Raw genomic sequence first — 14729 nt, 5'->3', positions numbered from 1 at the left:
GCGACCGTGCTCCCCGCGCCGTCTGGTCCTGCCGACCCTGCCAGCGCCTCTACCGACAGCCGTGGCAACGCCGGCTGCACGCATGGCTCACACACCAGGACGGCGGCGCAGCATGACCGCCTTCGACGGAACGTCCATCCCGGCGATCCAGATCACCGAGGACCGCGTGCGGGAGATCGTGCGCGAGGAACTCGCCGCTGCGCTATCGAACCGCGCTGAGGCGGACCGGAATACCGGGGCCGATCAAGACCAGGTCGCTTCCACCCGGATGGTCCAGCTGGACAACACTGACCTTTCCGGCCTTCTCGACTGCATTGAGCGCGTTCTCAACCTTGACGGCATTGACATCGTCAATCGGTATCGCCTCGCCCGAGTAGTGCAGCGTGTACTCAACCACGATTCTTCTCCTTCGTTTGGTGCTGACACGGCGAGCGTAGGAGAACGGCCCGGGTCGGTCCCCCTTGCAGCTGACCCGGGCCACCCCGACTCACCTCTCCCGGACTGGACCCCCGGGGTTGAGGGAGACGCGGCCCCCGCCGGAACCCCCACCGGCCGGGGCCGCACCCAAGCAGGCGCAGGCGCGTCATGACGGTCTTCGAGTTCCTCACCGTCGCGTTCGCCGCCGTGGCCGCGATCTGGCTCGCCGAGCTGCTGTACGCGCTCCCCCCGAGAGGACGGCACCGATGATGCTCCGCCAGGAACCCGTCCCCGCCTCGGCCCGTGTTGCGTGGCCCGGCCTGCACGCGTCCACCGCGCTCGACCAGGTGCTCGCCGAACCCCCCCAGCAGCCGTCCGCGTTCTTCACCGCCCTCCAGCAGGCAGACCGCGACGCCACCGACCTGGAAACGATGCGCGACGACATGGCCCGCGCTGTCGGATACTACGACTGCCCGTGCGGCTCCGAGATCGAGTTCGACGAGGACGGGACGCTCGAGGACTACGCGGCGCTGAACCGTTGGCTGGGTGAGCATTTCGCCGCCGACCATGGCGTCTCAGGCTCCGGCCCGGTGGACGCCGAGCGTGCAGCGGACGCGGCCGAGTTCGCCGCTCTGGCGCGGCGCGAGTACCAGCTCGTCCAGGACGCCGCGCAGTGCCGCCGCCAGCGCGACGCCATGGCGCAACTCCTCGAGCAAGCCCAGATGCGTGCCTACGCCGCCGAGGACGCGATCGGGCACGAGCGTCAGCGCCGGGAGGAAGCCGAAGCCGTACTGGCCGGGGTCGACACCGCGCTCGCGGAGCTGCGCGCCCGCGTGATCGGAGACGACCGTGGGTGAGGCGGTGCTCGACGCCCTGACCGTGGTGGGGATCTTCACGCTGTTCGTCATCGTGGGGATCCGGCTGGGGATCTGGATCGCCTCCAGGGGGACCGACGCCGACGAGGAGATCCGGCGGTGGCTGCCATGAGTGATTTGCGGACTCTTCGGGTGCTATCCCTCGGCGCCGGAGTCCAGTCAACAGTCCTGGCACTCATGGCCTGCGACGGGACACTCCCCGGTCTCGACGCCGCGATCTTCGCTGACACCGGCTGGGAACCACCCTCGGTCTACGAGCAGGTCGATCGACTGCGCACCGTGCTGGCCAGCGCGGGTATCCCGCTGTACGTCGTCTCATCGGGAAACCTGCGCGCCGATACCCTCGACCCCGAACACCGCTTCGTGTCGGTGCCGTACTACACCCGAAACGCCGATGGCAGCGACGGAATGGGCCGTCGCCAATGCACATCCGAATACAAGCTGAAGCCGATCAAGGTCAAGGTGCGGGATCTGCTCGGATACCCCCACCCCACGCCTGTCCCGCGAGACGTGTTCGCAGAGCAATGGATCGGATTCTCAACCGACGAAATCGGCCGGGTCCGGGACCGGCTGGACGTGAACTACTCCCGGCCACGCTACCCGCTGCTGGAACTGGGCATGTCCCGCAAGGACTGCCAGCGCTGGCTCACCGCCGCCGGATGGGGCCACACCGCCAAGAGCGCCTGCATCGGCTGCCCATTCCACGGCAACGCCCAGTGGCGCGACCTACGCGACAACCACCCCGAGCAGTGGGCAGACGCCGTCGACTTCGACCGGCAGATCCGCAAGGGCGGCGCCAGCGCCAACCCACTCGACGGCGAAGCATTCCTACACCGATCCCGAGTTCCACTCGATCTCGCGCCGATCGACCGGATCACCCGCGGCGAATGGAAAGACCGCCAACTCGACCTATTCGAAGATGGCGACCCCGACGGCTGCTCACCCTACGGCTGCCGATCGGGCGATCCAGTTCAGTTGGTGGCCCCATGATCCGCACCCTGCTCCGTGTCGCGGCCGGTCTGCTCGCGCCGGTCGACCCCGCCGTGCCCCGGCCCGCCGAGCAGGTGTTGGTGGAAGCCGAAGCCGCGGAAGAGGTTTGGCCCGCCGACGACGAACTCCGCCAGTGCACCAATTGCGATGAGCCAGCAGGGTTTCTGTCGTCGCGGGACTGGTGCGACAGCTGCGAAGAAACCGGCGACGTCCCGGCGGAGGTGAGCACCGCCACCCCGGATCCCTCCGCCGGGCCCGACCGCCCGCTGTCCGAGCTGCTCACCCGCGCCGCGGACCGGCTCGCCTACTGGGGCCAGCTCGACCTCGCCCCCGAACTCCGCCAGGCCGCCGCGTTCATGCGCGGCATCGAGCAAGACACCAAGTAAGAGAACGGCCCCGGCTGTTCGCGCAGTCCGGGGCCATCGACACAGGAAACGAGGATCCCCATGTCACAGACCAGGATAGGCCACTTCACCACCGTGTTCGTCAAGCACCGGTTCTCCGCCCGCGCCGAGTGCTCGTGCACCGGGTGGATCGGGCCGCGCCGGATGCTGCGCGGCCGGGCCGTCGCCGACGCCATGTTCCACACCGCCAAGACGGACCACCAGCCCGGCTGGCCCCTCATCATCAACCAGCGCCCCCCGGACCGCTCCCGCCTCGGCGTCGGCCTCCTCATGGTCGCATCAGCGATCATCGGAATCGCCCTCGCGTTCTCGATCCCCGCGCAGGCTGGGCCCGTCACAGACGCCGCGTTCCTGTCCGCCCTCGACGACGCCGACATCGGCTACACCACACCCGACGCCGCGATCACCGCCGCCCACACGGTGTGCACAGCGTTCGACCAAGGCCACACCCTCAACCAGGTCGGCGCCGCCGTCCACGACGCATCCGGCCTGTCCTGGTACCAAGCCGGATGGTTCATCGGCGCCGCCACCTACACCTACTGCCCCGAACACCTCGACCAGCTCGACGCCGGGAGCGCAGCATGACTCACCGTGACGTGCTGATCGCCCCGCCCGTCGATGTGCTCATCGAAGCGCTGGACTGGGCGCAGGACATCATCCGGGACCGCGGATCGTGGTGCCAGGGCGCGTCGGTGCGGGTGGCCGACGGGGAGCCGCAGGCCTACGACGCGCTCGGTGCGCTGGCCCGCGCGTCGGCCACCGTGCGGCTCATGGGCGCGGTCGACGGCCTCGACGCGATCGTGCCCGGGACAGCGATCTTCGACACCTGCCGGGAAGCGCTGCAGGCGAACACCGGCGGCTGGACGGTCCCGGAGTTCAACGACGCCGCCTCCCACGCACACGTCGTCGCCCTGTTCACGCGGGCGAAGGACACGGTCAGGCGGGCCGTCGCGTGACCAACGACTTCACGAAGCAATGGGCCATCGCCATGCCGAACGGGGAACTGTGGCGCAACCAATGTCAATGTCACGGCGGCATGTTCGGCGTCTGCTTCCACAACCCGCCGCCCTCAACGTTCGACAGCCGCGCGGAAGCCGAACACACCCTTCACCAGATCCGCGCCGTCCAAGCCCGCGACATGGGCGTCACCGACTGGGCCGGGCACATCGTCCAACGCCTGTGCTCACCGTTCACCGTCCACGACCCCGCCGAACAATTCGGCACCGCCGTTGAGGACTGGCTGAAAACCCAAGGCGGACAACCATGACCGCCCTCGCCTGGATGGACAAGGCGGCGTGTGTCGGCGCGGATCCCGAACTGTTCTTCACCACGAAAACCGGCGCCGGTGCGCAAGCCCAGATCGCCGAAGCCGCCCGGATCTGCGCACGGTGCCCCGTCACCGCCCAATGCGAGGAGCTGCGCCGGGCCGCCGGCGCGACAGACGGCGTGTGGGCTGGCCGCGGACACAACCAAGGCGACGCCTACAAGCACCAGGGGCCGCGGCCATTCAACCCCGCGAAATGCGGCACCCCAGGCAACGCCAAAGCGCACCGCCGCCACGGAGAACACCCCTGCCGGGCGTGCCTCGACGCGGAAAACGCGCAGAAAAGGCAGTGGGAAGCGGCTCAACGCGGAACCCTCACCGAAAAGCACTGCCCTGTCTGCGATCTGACCAAACCAGCCGGCGAGTTCTCCGCCGGGTCGGGCATGGGAGGTCTCTTCTACTGCTGCCGAGCCTGCCGCAGCGAACGGCACCGACAGACCAAGAAGGCGGCGTCATGAGCTTCGAGTACGAATGCGACGAGTGGAGGTCCGCTGTCGCGGACATGTCGGAGATGGACGACACCGCACATCCCGCTGCGTGGCTCGGCATGTGCGGCAGCCGGGAGGACGCCCGTGACGATCGGTGACACCGCGGCGCGAACCACGGTTCCCAACCAGGACGGCCTCTACAGCACCATTCCCGAGCAGGTCTACCACGCCGACCGGCGCAGCCTATCCATGTCCGGGGCGAACCTCATCCTTCCCCCCGGGCGCCCACCCAAGCCGTGTCCGGCGAAGTTCCGGGAAGCCATGCTGCACCGCCCGAAGCCCAAGCCGGAGTACGACTTCGGGCATCTCGTCCATGAGCTGCGCCTTGGGAAGGGCCAGGGCATCGCGGTCGTCGACGCGCCGAATTACAACACCAAGGCCGCCCAGAAGGCGCGCGACGAGGCTCACGCGGCGGGTAAGACGCCTGCGCTGCCGAAGCAGATCGTCGCGGCGCTGCGCATGGTCCTGGCCTGCAACAGGCATGTGATCGCTGGGCCGCTATTCGCGAAAGGCCACGCCGAAACCTCGTTCTACCAGACCGACCCCGACACAGGCGTCCGGCTCCGGGGCCGCACCGACTGGATCACCCTGTTCGACTTCGGCCAGGGCGAACAGTTGGTCATCGTTGACTACAAGACGTCCACCACCGCCGACCCCGACGAACTAGAACGAAAGTTCTGGACGTACGGCTACTTCCGGCAAGCAGCCTGGTACATCGACCTCGTCGCCGCAGTCATGCACACCGACCCCGTGTTCGTGTTCGTCGTCCAAGAGAAAGAACCGCCCTACCTGCCCGCGGTCATCGAGTACACCCCCGACGCCATTGCGGAGGGCCGGGCCCAGAACCGGCAGGCGGTCGACCTGTACGCCGAATGCGCAGCCGCCGACGCGTGGCCAGCGTGGCCCGGGAACGACCACGTCCAGCCGATCAGCATCCCTCCCTGGGCCTTTCCACGACAACCCACCGTCGGAGACCTCATCGACAACTACATCTACGACACCGACCCACTGGACGATCAGGAGATCTCACTTTGAGCACGCCAGCCACCATCGAACAGCCCGCCCGGCAACCGGCGAACACCGCCCAACTGCTGAAGATCCTGACACCCGAGATCGCCCGCGCTGTCCCCAAGGGAATGGACGCTGACCGGATCGCACGCCTGGTCACCACCGAAGTCCGCAAGTCCCGCAACGCGAAAGCCGCAGGCATCGCCAAGCAGTCACTCGAGGACTGCACACAGGAGTCTTTCGCTGGGGCATTGCTCACCGCGTCCGCCCTCGGCTTGGAACCCGGCGTGAACGGCGAATGCTACCTCGTGCCCTACCGCGACAACCGCCGCCAAGTCGTCGAATGCCAGCTGATCATCGGATACCAAGGCATCGTCAAGCTGTTCTGGCAGCATCCCCGCGCGGCCCGGGTCGACGCCCAATGGGTCGGCGCCAACGACACGTTCCGATACAGCAAGGGCCTCAACCCGATCCTGGAGCACACCGCTGCCAGCGGCGACCGCGGCCAGCCCGTGTACTTCTACGCCATCGTGGAAGTCACCGGCGCGCAACCTCTATGGGATGTGTTCACCGCCGAAGAGATCAAGACGCTTCGCCGCGGCAAGGTCGGATCATCGGGTGACATCAAGGACCCGCAACACTGGATGGAACGCAAAACCGCGCTCAAGCAGGTGTTGAAGCTGGCGCCGAAGACAACGCGACTGGATTCGGCGATCCGCTCCGACGACCGACCGGGCACGGATCTGTCGCGGTCGCAGGCCATGGAGTTGCCCGGATCCGTTGCGTCAACCCCGGATTACATCGACGGTGAGGTCGACGAAGCGCCGCCTCCGGTGACTGAACCGGAGAAGTCCAGTCGGAGTCGACGCAAACCGGCGGACGAACCGCCGACCGAGGTGCAGATGGCCGGCCAGGCCGAGCTGGCCAAGCTGGCGCAGATCCGCTCCGCGGAACGCTGCGACGACGACGCCTCATGGTTCGAGTACGTGCTCGCCGCGACCGGCGCGTCGGTGACGAAGGACTCGGATCTGACGCTGAAGCAGGCCAACAAACTGATCGACCTGTTCAGCGAGAACGGCCAGTGATGCTCACACCCAGCGAGCATTATGCCGAGGCTGATCGTCTCCTGGCGCTTGTCGAGAACCGCGAAGTCACGCCGCCATTCGTCGACACGATGCTCAAGCGAGCCGAGGTCCACGCAATGCTGGCCGGCTGCTGCCCCGACTGGCACGGCGACGACCCCGGCGACGACCCGGATGACTGGGCTGTCCGCCTCGGCCCCAACGGCTACGTCAACGCGCCCCGCGTCGAAACCCGCACCGCCACAAACGAACGCCTGTAACCCCCGACCCGACCGAGAGGACCCCAGCCCCATGGGAATCGTCACCAAAATGCCCGCCGACACGCCGACCACGAACAGCCTCGACGACCTACCCGACGACCTGCTGTCCGTCGCGCCCGCTTACCTCAGCTTCGGCACATCTCCCGCCCCGCTGGACAACCCGCCCGAAATCGACGAAGTCCGCACCTACCTCGTGCGCGTCCGCTGCAACGGCAAGACCGAGAAAGAACGCACCGACGGCGAAATGCGCCACGGCCGCCAACTCTCCATCCAAGCCGTCTGGCTCCCCGGCCACAAACCACCCGCAGCAGACGACGACGACCAGCCCGCACTGTTCGACGACGACGGCGAACCCACCGACGAAGAGGGTGACGAGCCGGGCGAATTCGAGGGCGGGCCGGAGTTCTCGGACGGGGGGCAGTGATGGCATGCAGCGAGTGCGGCCACACCTGGAAACACCACAAGGTCACCGGCCGCTGCCGCAAAGGCTGCGAGTGCACGGCGCTCCATGAGCGCAAGGCCCGGCGGGCGCAGAAGTGATGATCCTCGGCTTCATCGCCCAGTGCTCCGTGTGCCCGCAGCGGGCTGTGGTGGATGTCCAGCCTGTCGACGGGTGGGTGTGCCCGCGGTGCGCGGAAGTGACCGCACCGGTGCGCACCTCGGTGTGGGCTGATGACGAGTGGCCGGTCGGGAGCGTGCAGGGATGACCGCGGTCGCGGATCCAGCTGAAGTCGTCCGGAAGCTCATCGCGGGCATGTCTGACGAGGCCATCCACAGCGGTGTCGACGCGCTCGTCCGCGGCATCATCCAGGGCATCGCCGACGAGGTCGCCGACCGTGTGGTGGAGACCATCCTCGAACGCATCCACGCCGCCGCGGCCGTCGCCGATCCAGCGCCCCAGCCTGAGCCCGTCGCGGAGTCGCAGACCCCGCAGGACGCTGTTAAGCGCACCTGCAGGTTGTGCGGCCGGGTCGGCACCAGGCGGTACGTCCAGACCGCGCAAGGGTGGCAGTGCGCCCCGACCGCGAAGTGCGGTGACCGACCAGCCCAAACCGCCGCACCCGCCCGCGCAACCAGCACGCCGAAACCCACACCCGCACCGTCGCCGCCACCACCCCCGCCGACGGTGCGGGTCCAGCCACCACCCGGCCCAGGCGTAACCGCACACTGCCAAGACTGCACCCGCACATGGAACCTCACCGGCCGCGTACTCGAAATCGCCGTCCAGACACACGAACTGCAGAGAGGGCACATCGTCACCGTCGTCGGGGAAGTGGTGCCCACGTGACCCTGACCCTGACAGACCTGCCGGAGCGCTTCCGCGCCAAGATCATCACCGCCGGGCCGTTTCCCACTAACCCACTGATGCCGGTCGCTGGCACGTGCTGGCTGTTCGACTCGTGGCACAACTCAGCCGGATACCCGTATATCAGTGTCGACGGCCGAGATCAGCCCGCGCACCGAATCGTGTTCGCCCTAATGACCGGCGAGGACATCGACGGCCTGGACCTCGACCATGTCTGCCGCAATGTCGCGTGCGTACGCCCGTCGCATCACAACGCCGTCACCCACACCGAGAACATGAAGCGGTTGGGTCGCGCGCAGACCCGCTGCCGCCGAGCTGGTCACGACTGGACCGATCCCCGCAATGTGCGCACGCGGCGCAACGGACGTCGCTACTGCGCCGAGTGTGACCGCATCAACCTGCGTGAGCGGTACGCCGCGAGAAAGCAGGCGTCGTGACCCTGACGTTGTCGGACATGTTTTGCGGCGCTGGCGGATCCAGCACCGGGGCCATTCAGATTCCGGGTGTTGTGGTGAAGGTTGCCGCAAACCACTGGGATCTCGCCGTCCAGACCCACAACACGAACCATCCCGACGCCGACCACCTGTGCGCGGACCTGTCGCAGATCAACCCGCGGTACTTCCCGCGCACCGACATCCTCTGGGCATCACCGGAGTGCACGAACCACAGCGTGGCCAAGGGCCGCAAGCGCGCCGCCGCGCAACCAGACCTATTCGGCGAGATCCTCCCTGACGCGGCCGCCGAGCGGTCCCGCGCCACCATGTGGGACGTCCCGCGGTTCGCCGAGGTCCACCGCTACTCCGCGGTCATCGTGGAGAACGTTGTCGACGCGTGGCACTGGGAACCTTTCCGCGCCTGGCTGATGGCCATGGACTGCCTCGGCTACGACCACCACATCGTTTTCCTCAACAGCATGCACGCGCAGGCGCTCGGCCCGGGCGCTCCGCAGTCACGGGACCGCATGTACGTCGTGTTCTGGCGCAAGGGCAACCCGATGCCCGACTTCGTGCGCGTCACCAGTCCCGCCGCCGTCTGCACCGAGTGCGGCGCGGTGCAGGCCCGGCAGGTGTTCAAACGCGCCGACCGCGCACCGTGGGGCCGCTACCGGCAGCAGTACGTCTACCGCTGCCCGAACGTGCGCTGCCGCAACCAGATCGTCGAACCCGCGTTCCGGCCCGCCGCGGAGATCATCGACTGGACACTGCTCGGCAAGCGGATCGGCGACCGGGACAAGCCGCTCGCGGACAAGACGCTGGCCCGGATCCGGGTGGGTATCGAGCGCTACTGGGCGCCGCTGCTCATCGAGGCTGCGGGCAACACGTACGACGCTGCCGACCCGCGGCATCCCGCGCACGGCCGCGCCGATGGGTACTACCGGGCCTGGCCTGTCGACGATCCGATGCGCACCGTGCACACGACGATCTCCAAGGCGCTGGCGGTGCCGGTGGAGGGCCGGAACGGCAAGACCGCGCAGCCGGTCGACGAGCCGCTGCGGACGCAGACCACCCGCAACGAGACCGGGCTCGCGTTCATCACGGAGCTGCGCGGCGGCGGTAGCGTCGCCCGCCAGGTGTCTGATCCGCTCGCGACCGTCACCGCGGCCGGGAACCACCACGGCTTGGTGACCGCCTACTACGGCAACGGCGGCACGAGGCCCACCGGTGACGCGCTGTCGACTGTTACGGCGACGGAACGGCACGCGCTGCTCATGCGCAACAACGGCAGCCGCGGCGACGGCGCCGAGATGGTCACTCCAGCGGCCGAGCCGGTCCGCACCGTCACCACCGCGGGCCACCAATCGCTACTGTCCGCTGACCAGCCCACGATCGACGTCGACGACGTCCTGTTCCGGATGCTCGAGCCACGCGAGATCGCCGGCGCGATGGACTTCCCGGCCGACTACGTCATCCTCGGCAACCGCCGCGAACAAGTCCGCCAAGCAGGCAACGCCGTAACCCCGCCAGCAGCAAGGGATCTCGTCGGGATCGTCGCCGAATCACTCGGGGTCGCGTGATGAGCTTGGTCAGGTTCAAGGCGCGAAACCATCCCCAGCAGGTCGAAGCGAACGGCGCCGACCAAGACACCGACGATCGCGCCACCACGCCGGAGGACTTCGCCCGGTTCGATAAGTGGTTGGGCCCGTTCACGCTCGACGTAGCCGCCTCGGCGGGAAACACGAAGTGCGCCCACTACTTCACCTACGCCGACGACGGGCTGCGCCAGTCCTGGGCCGGGGAACGGGTGTGGTGCAACCCGCCCTACTCACGCATCGGACACTGGGTGGAGAAGGCGTGGCGCGAGCACGAAACGTGCGACGGAATCGCGATGCTGCTGCCCGCCAACCGCACCGAACAGGGCTGGTGGCAACAGATGGTCGAGCCGTACCGCGACGGCATCCCAAACACTCACCGCGACAAGTCCCCGCTCGCGGTGACGTTCCTGCCCGGCCGTATGCGATTCATCCAGCCCGGCAGGACTCGGGTCGGCCCGAACGAACGGCCGCCGTTCGGCTGCTGCCTACTCACCTGGGACTTAGACCCGGCATCGCTGCGATGGACCGACCAACAGGCGATCGACTTCGATGACGAAAGAGGGACGCTCTGAAATGGCTGGGCTGCAATGGATCCGGCTCGACACCACGTTCCCGGACAACCCGAAGATCATGGACCTGGTCGACAGTAACCAGCACCGCGTGGTGGTCGCCCACGTGTCGATGATGTGCCACATCGGAAAGACGCTGACCGATGGGTTCTTTCCCGAGGGCGCGCTTCGGCGGTACGCGATTACCAAGAAGGACGCCGGAATCGCCGTCGAGTCGGGCCTGTGGATTCCGAAGCCCGGCGGCGGTTTCGAGATCAACGACTGGGCCGAGAGCAACCCCGTGGACGACGCCGCGCTCGCACGTAGCGAGAAAGCTCGCCGGGCGGCCGAGAAGCGTTGGCGCAGAGAGAATGGAGGTGGCGATGCTCAAGCGATTTGAGCATATGCCCGAGCATGCTCAAGCATCCAACCGAGCATATGCCCCACCGATGCTCGGTGATGCTCCACGCAGTGCTCCACGCAATGCACAGACAGACAGACAGACTTACAAACACCCACCCACCCTGAGTAGCTATCTCACGTTGAGAAACGCGCGCAGGGGGGCAGAACGATTTCCCCAATCAGCCGAAGCGACACGAGCGATGGCCGGCGCTTCGCGCGGCCCGGAGGCGAGCCATGCCTGACCCGCACGAGTCCCTCGAAGCGCGCCGCGCCGCCCAGGCTGCGGCCCGCGCTGAACGCGCCACCGAGCTCAACGACGAGCCGGCGCACCTGCGCACCGCCGCGGTCGTCGCGTGCGGCCTGTGCGACGACGACGGCTACCGCGGCCGGCGCGTCTGCGACCACCAGGACCACGCAGCCGCCGCGCAGCGTGGGATGGCGAAAGTCCGCGCCGCAATGGCGAAAGGCGCGCAACGATGAGCGACCGATTCCGCATCCACAAGACCGAATCACCCGTCCTCCCATGGGTACTGGACTACCCGAAAGGGTTCGCCGACAACGGGTGCGTCGGAATCGCGTGCAGCTCATTCGAGCGAGCCGTAGCCGAGTTCATCGACGCATCCGAACGCCAATGCCCGACATGCGGCAAGGGCCAGGTCGTCGACACCGAATGGGGCTGGGAATGCCGCGCCTGCGACTCGTTCGACGTCGCCGTGGGGTGCAAGCGCCCATGATCACCCTCGGCCTCGACCTCTCCTTGACCCGCACCGGTATCGCGGTCCTCACCGACGGCCGGCCCACACTCATCCGCTCCATCGGCCACGGCGGCCGCAACGGCGACAACTACGACCAACGCTCCCGCCGCATCACCAGCCAATGCCGCGCCATCCTCGACACTTGACCCGCACCGGTATCGCGGTCCTCACCGACGGCCGGCCCACACTCATCCGCTCCATCGGCCACGGCGGCCGCAACGGCGACAACTACGACCAACGCTCCCGCCGCATCACCAGCCAATGCCGCGCCATCCTCGACATCATCGCCCCCCACACGCCGCACCTGGCGCTCATCGAGGACCAGCTCTACCACGGCCCCATGCTGCCCTCCGCGCTCGATCGCGCCGCCCTCTGGTGGGGCGTGTACAGCGCACTGCGCAGGCGGATGCCCATCGCGGTCATCAACCCCGCCACGCTCAAGGTGTGGACCACCGGCAAGGGCAACGCCGAGAAACTCGACATGCTCAACACCACCCGCCTCTGGTACCGCGAAGCAATCTCCAACCATGACGAAGCGGATTCGATCGCTCTCGCCACCATCGGCGCCTACCACTGCGGCGACCCCCTCCCATTCGAACCCAAAGCCAGGCACGCGACCGCACTCGAGAAAGTCCAATGGCCGGAGGTAGCCCGTGCCTGACGCTCAACAAACCATCGCAGCCGTACTCGCAGCGCATGAGCGCACCGGCCCGCCCTCTGAGTGCCGCGTCAAACACGACTACGGATGCTGTGAAGGGTGCGATTGCGGCTCTGTGATGGCATACGGCGACTGGGCTGCCCATGTGGCCGCCGAGATCGACGCAGCCCTTGGGGGACTCGCGCGCCAGTGGTCCGTCACGGAGGAGTGGCAAGGGCGCAGCAACGCGACATTCGACGACCCCGAGGATGCCGACAACTTCGCCGCGTCGATCGTGTCGAGTTTCTGGCACCGCTTCGGTGGCGTGTCCGGGGCTGCGATCGCTGAACCGAAACCGGTGATCGAACACCGATGGGTTTCTGGCTGGACACCGGAGGTCGCCGCCCGGTGAGTTGCCAAGTGTGCCAAGCTCGCTCCCCGCTCCTCCTCTGCCGCCCTCACGCCGACGACCTCCGCGACATGCTCGCTGGCCTGCCCCGCTGGCTCGAATACCTCCACGACGCCACTGTGGGCCAGACACGCATGGGCTCCGGCGGCCGACGCACCCGCGGCGAACCTGAAGGCCTGCACGGCGACAGCCTTGCGCCCGAAGGCGACCCGAAGCTGCTCGACCGGTTCCTCGCGCTCGGCGGCATCAACGCCCGTGCCGTCAGAGTGCGGGCCGACGTCAACGCCACGCTCGTAGCGCTGGTGCGGCACATGGAGGAGACCCGGAGCGTGGTCTATGAGCCGCAGAATCGCTCTCAGCCCGAAACGGACATGGCCCGCTGGCTCCACACGCACGTACAGTCCCTCGCGCTCGACGAAGCCGCGGGTGAGCACTACGCCGACGTCAAGAAGATCGTCGCCGACATCGAGCGGGTGATTAACCGGCCACCACAACCACGCTTCTGCGGCCCCTGCCCGCACTACGTCGAGCACAACCGCCACTGCGGCCGACTGCTCTACGCCAGACCCGGAGCAATCGAAATCACTTGCGCTGCATGCAAATCCACGCACAACGTCGACCGCATCACCGACCGCCTACTCGACCGCGCGAACAACATGCGGTTCACCAGCGCCGAGACCCTGATGATCATGGCCAGCGGCGGCACCCCCATCCCCGAACGGACCTGGCGACGCTGGCGCACCGAAGGGCGCGTCAAGGCCCGCGGATACAAACGCCCAGACAACCCCGACGGCACCCGCGGCGCCATCGGCCTGCACCGCCGCAACGACCACGACGAACCCGTCTACCGCCTCTCCGAGGTCCGCAAGGTCTACGCCACCGCAATCCGACACTCCGACGCCCTGACCAGCGAAAAAACATGCGTGTGATACGTTTGGCCGCGAAACCAGCGCTCTACAACGCTGCCCAGATTCAAAACCAACGCCCCGAAACGCCCTGCCAGGCGCGGGGCGTTCGTCGTCTCACCACCCTCCACTGCCCAGGAGACCCCCAGTGAAACACCCAGCTGCCCCGCTGCTCGCCCCGCGCCTCGGCCGCCTCCAGCACACCAACGACCGCGGCGAAACCGGCTACATCTTCATGCCCGGCTTCAACACCTCCGGCATGAGCACCGAACAGGCCGAGGCCACCAACGGGCCGCTCGCTCAGGCCATCTGCGAAGGCGTCATCGAAACGCTCGGCGCTCTCGGCTACCAGGTCATCGCCAAAGAGGACATCAAGGCCCGCGCCCGCGAGCTCGCCGCACAGATGGCCGCCGAACAAGCCACCGAACGCACCATCCACTGCAACCGCTGCCGCACCCCCCTCTACCAACTCCGCATCGATCGCGACTTCCTCAAGATCGACGCCACCACCGCCAACGCGGTGAACGCACACTTCGAGACCTGCCGATGAGCAACAAAAGCCGCGGACGCCGCGGACCCACCGTCCCGCCCCGGCCACAGGTCATCCCCGAACAACTCCGCCAACAAATCGGGCCCAGCATCCCCCGAGTGCTCAACCGTGAGCAATGCATCGAATTCGCCGTCATGCTCGCCGCCAACCTCGACCGCATGCTCAACAACCGCACCCAGCTGCCGTGGATCACCTCCACGATCGACAAACGCAGCGACGGATTCAGCCTCCACGTCCAGGTGGTCGAGCCCAGCGCTGACAGCGACACCGACACCGACCTGGTCATCTGAGTTGCCATCCGCCAAGCGCAAGACCACCAAGGAACGCGGGCTCGGGT

Annotated in this window: 27 protein-coding genes; 26 read left to right on the top strand and 1 reads right to left on the bottom strand. The window is 67.5% G+C overall.

The features are described from left to right. Positions 1-202: 202 nt before the first annotated feature. The gene (locus tag ADBZ6K_RS24865; RefSeq protein ID WP_526351745.1) at positions 203-397 is read right to left on the bottom strand and encodes a hypothetical protein; all 195 of its coding nucleotides are present in this window, start codon (positions 395-397) and stop codon (positions 203-205) included. Between the two features lie 286 nt (positions 398-683). Between ADBZ6K_RS24865 and ADBZ6K_RS24860 the strand changes: the two genes are divergently transcribed. The 26 genes from ADBZ6K_RS24860 (at position 684) to ADBZ6K_RS24735 (ending at position 14682) form a co-directional block, all read left to right on the top strand. Beyond that, the gene (locus tag ADBZ6K_RS24860) at positions 684-1274 is read left to right on the top strand and encodes a hypothetical protein (RefSeq protein ID WP_526351743.1); all 591 of its coding nucleotides are present in this window, start codon (positions 684-686) and stop codon (positions 1272-1274) included. Then, positions 1267-1404: a hypothetical protein gene (locus tag ADBZ6K_RS24855; RefSeq protein WP_526351741.1), complete on the top strand. Its 138-nt coding sequence runs from the start codon at positions 1267-1269 to the stop codon at positions 1402-1404. Before ADBZ6K_RS24860 ends, ADBZ6K_RS24855 begins: the two co-directional genes overlap by 8 nt. Further along, a complete protein-coding gene (locus ADBZ6K_RS24850) occupies positions 1401-2282 on the top strand; it encodes a hypothetical protein (RefSeq protein WP_526351739.1) in 882 nt (293 codons plus the stop codon). Before ADBZ6K_RS24855 ends, ADBZ6K_RS24850 begins: the two co-directional genes overlap by 4 nt. Continuing rightward, entirely contained in the window at positions 2279-2668 is a 390-nt protein-coding gene (locus tag ADBZ6K_RS24845) for a hypothetical protein (protein WP_526351737.1), read from the top strand. The genes ADBZ6K_RS24850 and ADBZ6K_RS24845 overlap by 4 nt, the downstream gene beginning before the upstream one ends. Before the next feature lie 60 nt (positions 2669-2728). After that, positions 2729-3271, top strand: a complete 543-nt coding sequence (locus ADBZ6K_RS24840; RefSeq protein WP_526351735.1) for a DUF732 domain-containing protein — start codon at positions 2729-2731, stop codon at positions 3269-3271. Beyond that, positions 3268-3642: a DUF6197 family protein gene (locus ADBZ6K_RS24835; RefSeq protein WP_526351733.1), complete on the top strand. Its 375-nt coding sequence runs from the start codon at positions 3268-3270 to the stop codon at positions 3640-3642. Before ADBZ6K_RS24840 ends, ADBZ6K_RS24835 begins: the two co-directional genes overlap by 4 nt. Next, positions 3639-3953: a hypothetical protein gene (locus ADBZ6K_RS24830; protein ID WP_526351731.1), complete on the top strand. Its 315-nt coding sequence runs from the start codon at positions 3639-3641 to the stop codon at positions 3951-3953. The genes ADBZ6K_RS24835 and ADBZ6K_RS24830 overlap by 4 nt, the downstream gene beginning before the upstream one ends. Then, the gene (locus ADBZ6K_RS24825; protein WP_526351729.1) at positions 3950-4468 is read left to right on the top strand and encodes a WhiB family transcriptional regulator; all 519 of its coding nucleotides are present in this window, start codon (positions 3950-3952) and stop codon (positions 4466-4468) included. The genes ADBZ6K_RS24830 and ADBZ6K_RS24825 overlap by 4 nt, the downstream gene beginning before the upstream one ends. Then, positions 4465-4596, top strand: coding sequence for a hypothetical protein (locus ADBZ6K_RS24820; RefSeq protein WP_526351727.1), 132 nt, complete (start codon positions 4465-4467; stop codon positions 4594-4596). Before ADBZ6K_RS24825 ends, ADBZ6K_RS24820 begins: the two co-directional genes overlap by 4 nt. Continuing rightward, the gene (locus ADBZ6K_RS24815; RefSeq protein WP_526351725.1) at positions 4583-5533 is read left to right on the top strand and encodes a PD-(D/E)XK nuclease-like domain-containing protein; all 951 of its coding nucleotides are present in this window, start codon (positions 4583-4585) and stop codon (positions 5531-5533) included. The genes ADBZ6K_RS24820 and ADBZ6K_RS24815 overlap by 14 nt, the downstream gene beginning before the upstream one ends. Then, a complete protein-coding gene (gene recT, locus ADBZ6K_RS24810; RefSeq protein ID WP_526351723.1) occupies positions 5530-6591 on the top strand; it encodes a phage-derived integrase/recombinase RecT in 1062 nt (353 codons plus the stop codon). Before ADBZ6K_RS24815 ends, recT begins: the two co-directional genes overlap by 4 nt. Then, a complete protein-coding gene (locus ADBZ6K_RS24805) occupies positions 6591-6848 on the top strand; it encodes a hypothetical protein (protein ID WP_526351721.1) in 258 nt (85 codons plus the stop codon). The genes recT and ADBZ6K_RS24805 overlap by 1 nt, the downstream gene beginning before the upstream one ends. Positions 6849-6879: 31 nt before the next feature. Then, positions 6880-7272 (top strand): hypothetical protein, encoded by a 393-nt coding sequence (locus ADBZ6K_RS24800; RefSeq protein ID WP_526351719.1) that lies wholly within the window; start codon positions 6880-6882, stop codon positions 7270-7272. Positions 7273-7551: 279 nt separating this feature from the next. After that, a complete protein-coding gene (locus ADBZ6K_RS24795) occupies positions 7552-8136 on the top strand; it encodes a hypothetical protein (RefSeq protein WP_526351717.1) in 585 nt (194 codons plus the stop codon). After that, complete coding sequence (locus ADBZ6K_RS24790; protein WP_526351715.1) at positions 8133-8591, top strand: HNH endonuclease; 459 nt, start codon at positions 8133-8135, stop codon at positions 8589-8591. The genes ADBZ6K_RS24795 and ADBZ6K_RS24790 overlap by 4 nt, the downstream gene beginning before the upstream one ends. A gap of 17 nt (positions 8592-8608) precedes the next feature. Then, positions 8609-10168, top strand: coding sequence for a DNA cytosine methyltransferase (locus tag ADBZ6K_RS24785; RefSeq protein WP_526351749.1), 1560 nt, complete (start codon positions 8609-8611; stop codon positions 10166-10168). Continuing rightward, positions 10168-10758, top strand: a complete 591-nt coding sequence (locus tag ADBZ6K_RS24780) for a DNA N-6-adenine-methyltransferase (protein ID WP_526351713.1) — start codon at positions 10168-10170, stop codon at positions 10756-10758. The genes ADBZ6K_RS24785 and ADBZ6K_RS24780 overlap by 1 nt, the downstream gene beginning before the upstream one ends. 1 nt (position 10759) lies before the next feature. Beyond that, positions 10760-11134: a hypothetical protein gene (locus ADBZ6K_RS24775; RefSeq protein ID WP_526351711.1), complete on the top strand. Its 375-nt coding sequence runs from the start codon at positions 10760-10762 to the stop codon at positions 11132-11134. 236 nt (positions 11135-11370) lie between these two features. Further along, a complete protein-coding gene (locus tag ADBZ6K_RS24770) occupies positions 11371-11616 on the top strand; it encodes a hypothetical protein (RefSeq protein WP_526351709.1) in 246 nt (81 codons plus the stop codon). Further along, positions 11613-11870, top strand: a complete 258-nt coding sequence (locus ADBZ6K_RS24765; RefSeq protein WP_526351707.1) for a hypothetical protein — start codon at positions 11613-11615, stop codon at positions 11868-11870. The genes ADBZ6K_RS24770 and ADBZ6K_RS24765 overlap by 4 nt, the downstream gene beginning before the upstream one ends. Beyond that, on the top strand, positions 11867-12037 hold the full coding sequence (locus tag ADBZ6K_RS24760; RefSeq protein WP_526351705.1) for a hypothetical protein: 171 nt from the start codon (positions 11867-11869) through the stop codon (positions 12035-12037). Before ADBZ6K_RS24765 ends, ADBZ6K_RS24760 begins: the two co-directional genes overlap by 4 nt. Then, positions 12034-12552, top strand: coding sequence for a crossover junction endodeoxyribonuclease RuvC (locus ADBZ6K_RS24755; protein ID WP_526351703.1), 519 nt, complete (start codon positions 12034-12036; stop codon positions 12550-12552). Before ADBZ6K_RS24760 ends, ADBZ6K_RS24755 begins: the two co-directional genes overlap by 4 nt. Before the next feature lie 142 nt (positions 12553-12694). Continuing rightward, positions 12695-12940 (top strand): hypothetical protein, encoded by a 246-nt coding sequence (locus tag ADBZ6K_RS24750; RefSeq protein ID WP_526351701.1) that lies wholly within the window; start codon positions 12695-12697, stop codon positions 12938-12940. Further along, complete coding sequence (locus tag ADBZ6K_RS24745) at positions 12901-13866, top strand: hypothetical protein (RefSeq protein WP_526351699.1); 966 nt, start codon at positions 12901-12903, stop codon at positions 13864-13866. The genes ADBZ6K_RS24750 and ADBZ6K_RS24745 overlap by 40 nt, the downstream gene beginning before the upstream one ends. Before the next feature lie 124 nt (positions 13867-13990). Next, on the top strand, positions 13991-14392 hold the full coding sequence (locus ADBZ6K_RS24740) for a hypothetical protein (protein WP_526351697.1): 402 nt from the start codon (positions 13991-13993) through the stop codon (positions 14390-14392). After that, on the top strand, positions 14389-14682 hold the full coding sequence (locus ADBZ6K_RS24735) for a hypothetical protein (protein ID WP_526351695.1): 294 nt from the start codon (positions 14389-14391) through the stop codon (positions 14680-14682). The genes ADBZ6K_RS24740 and ADBZ6K_RS24735 overlap by 4 nt, the downstream gene beginning before the upstream one ends. The last annotated feature ends 47 nt before the right edge of the window (positions 14683-14729 follow it).

Source organism: Mycobacterium sp., from assembly GCF_044223235.1.
Taxonomy (GTDB): domain Bacteria; phylum Actinomycetota; class Actinomycetes; order Mycobacteriales; family Mycobacteriaceae; genus Mycobacterium.
The sequence above is the reverse complement of the archived record's forward strand: the minus strand, read 5'-3'. Positions and strand labels throughout refer to the sequence as shown.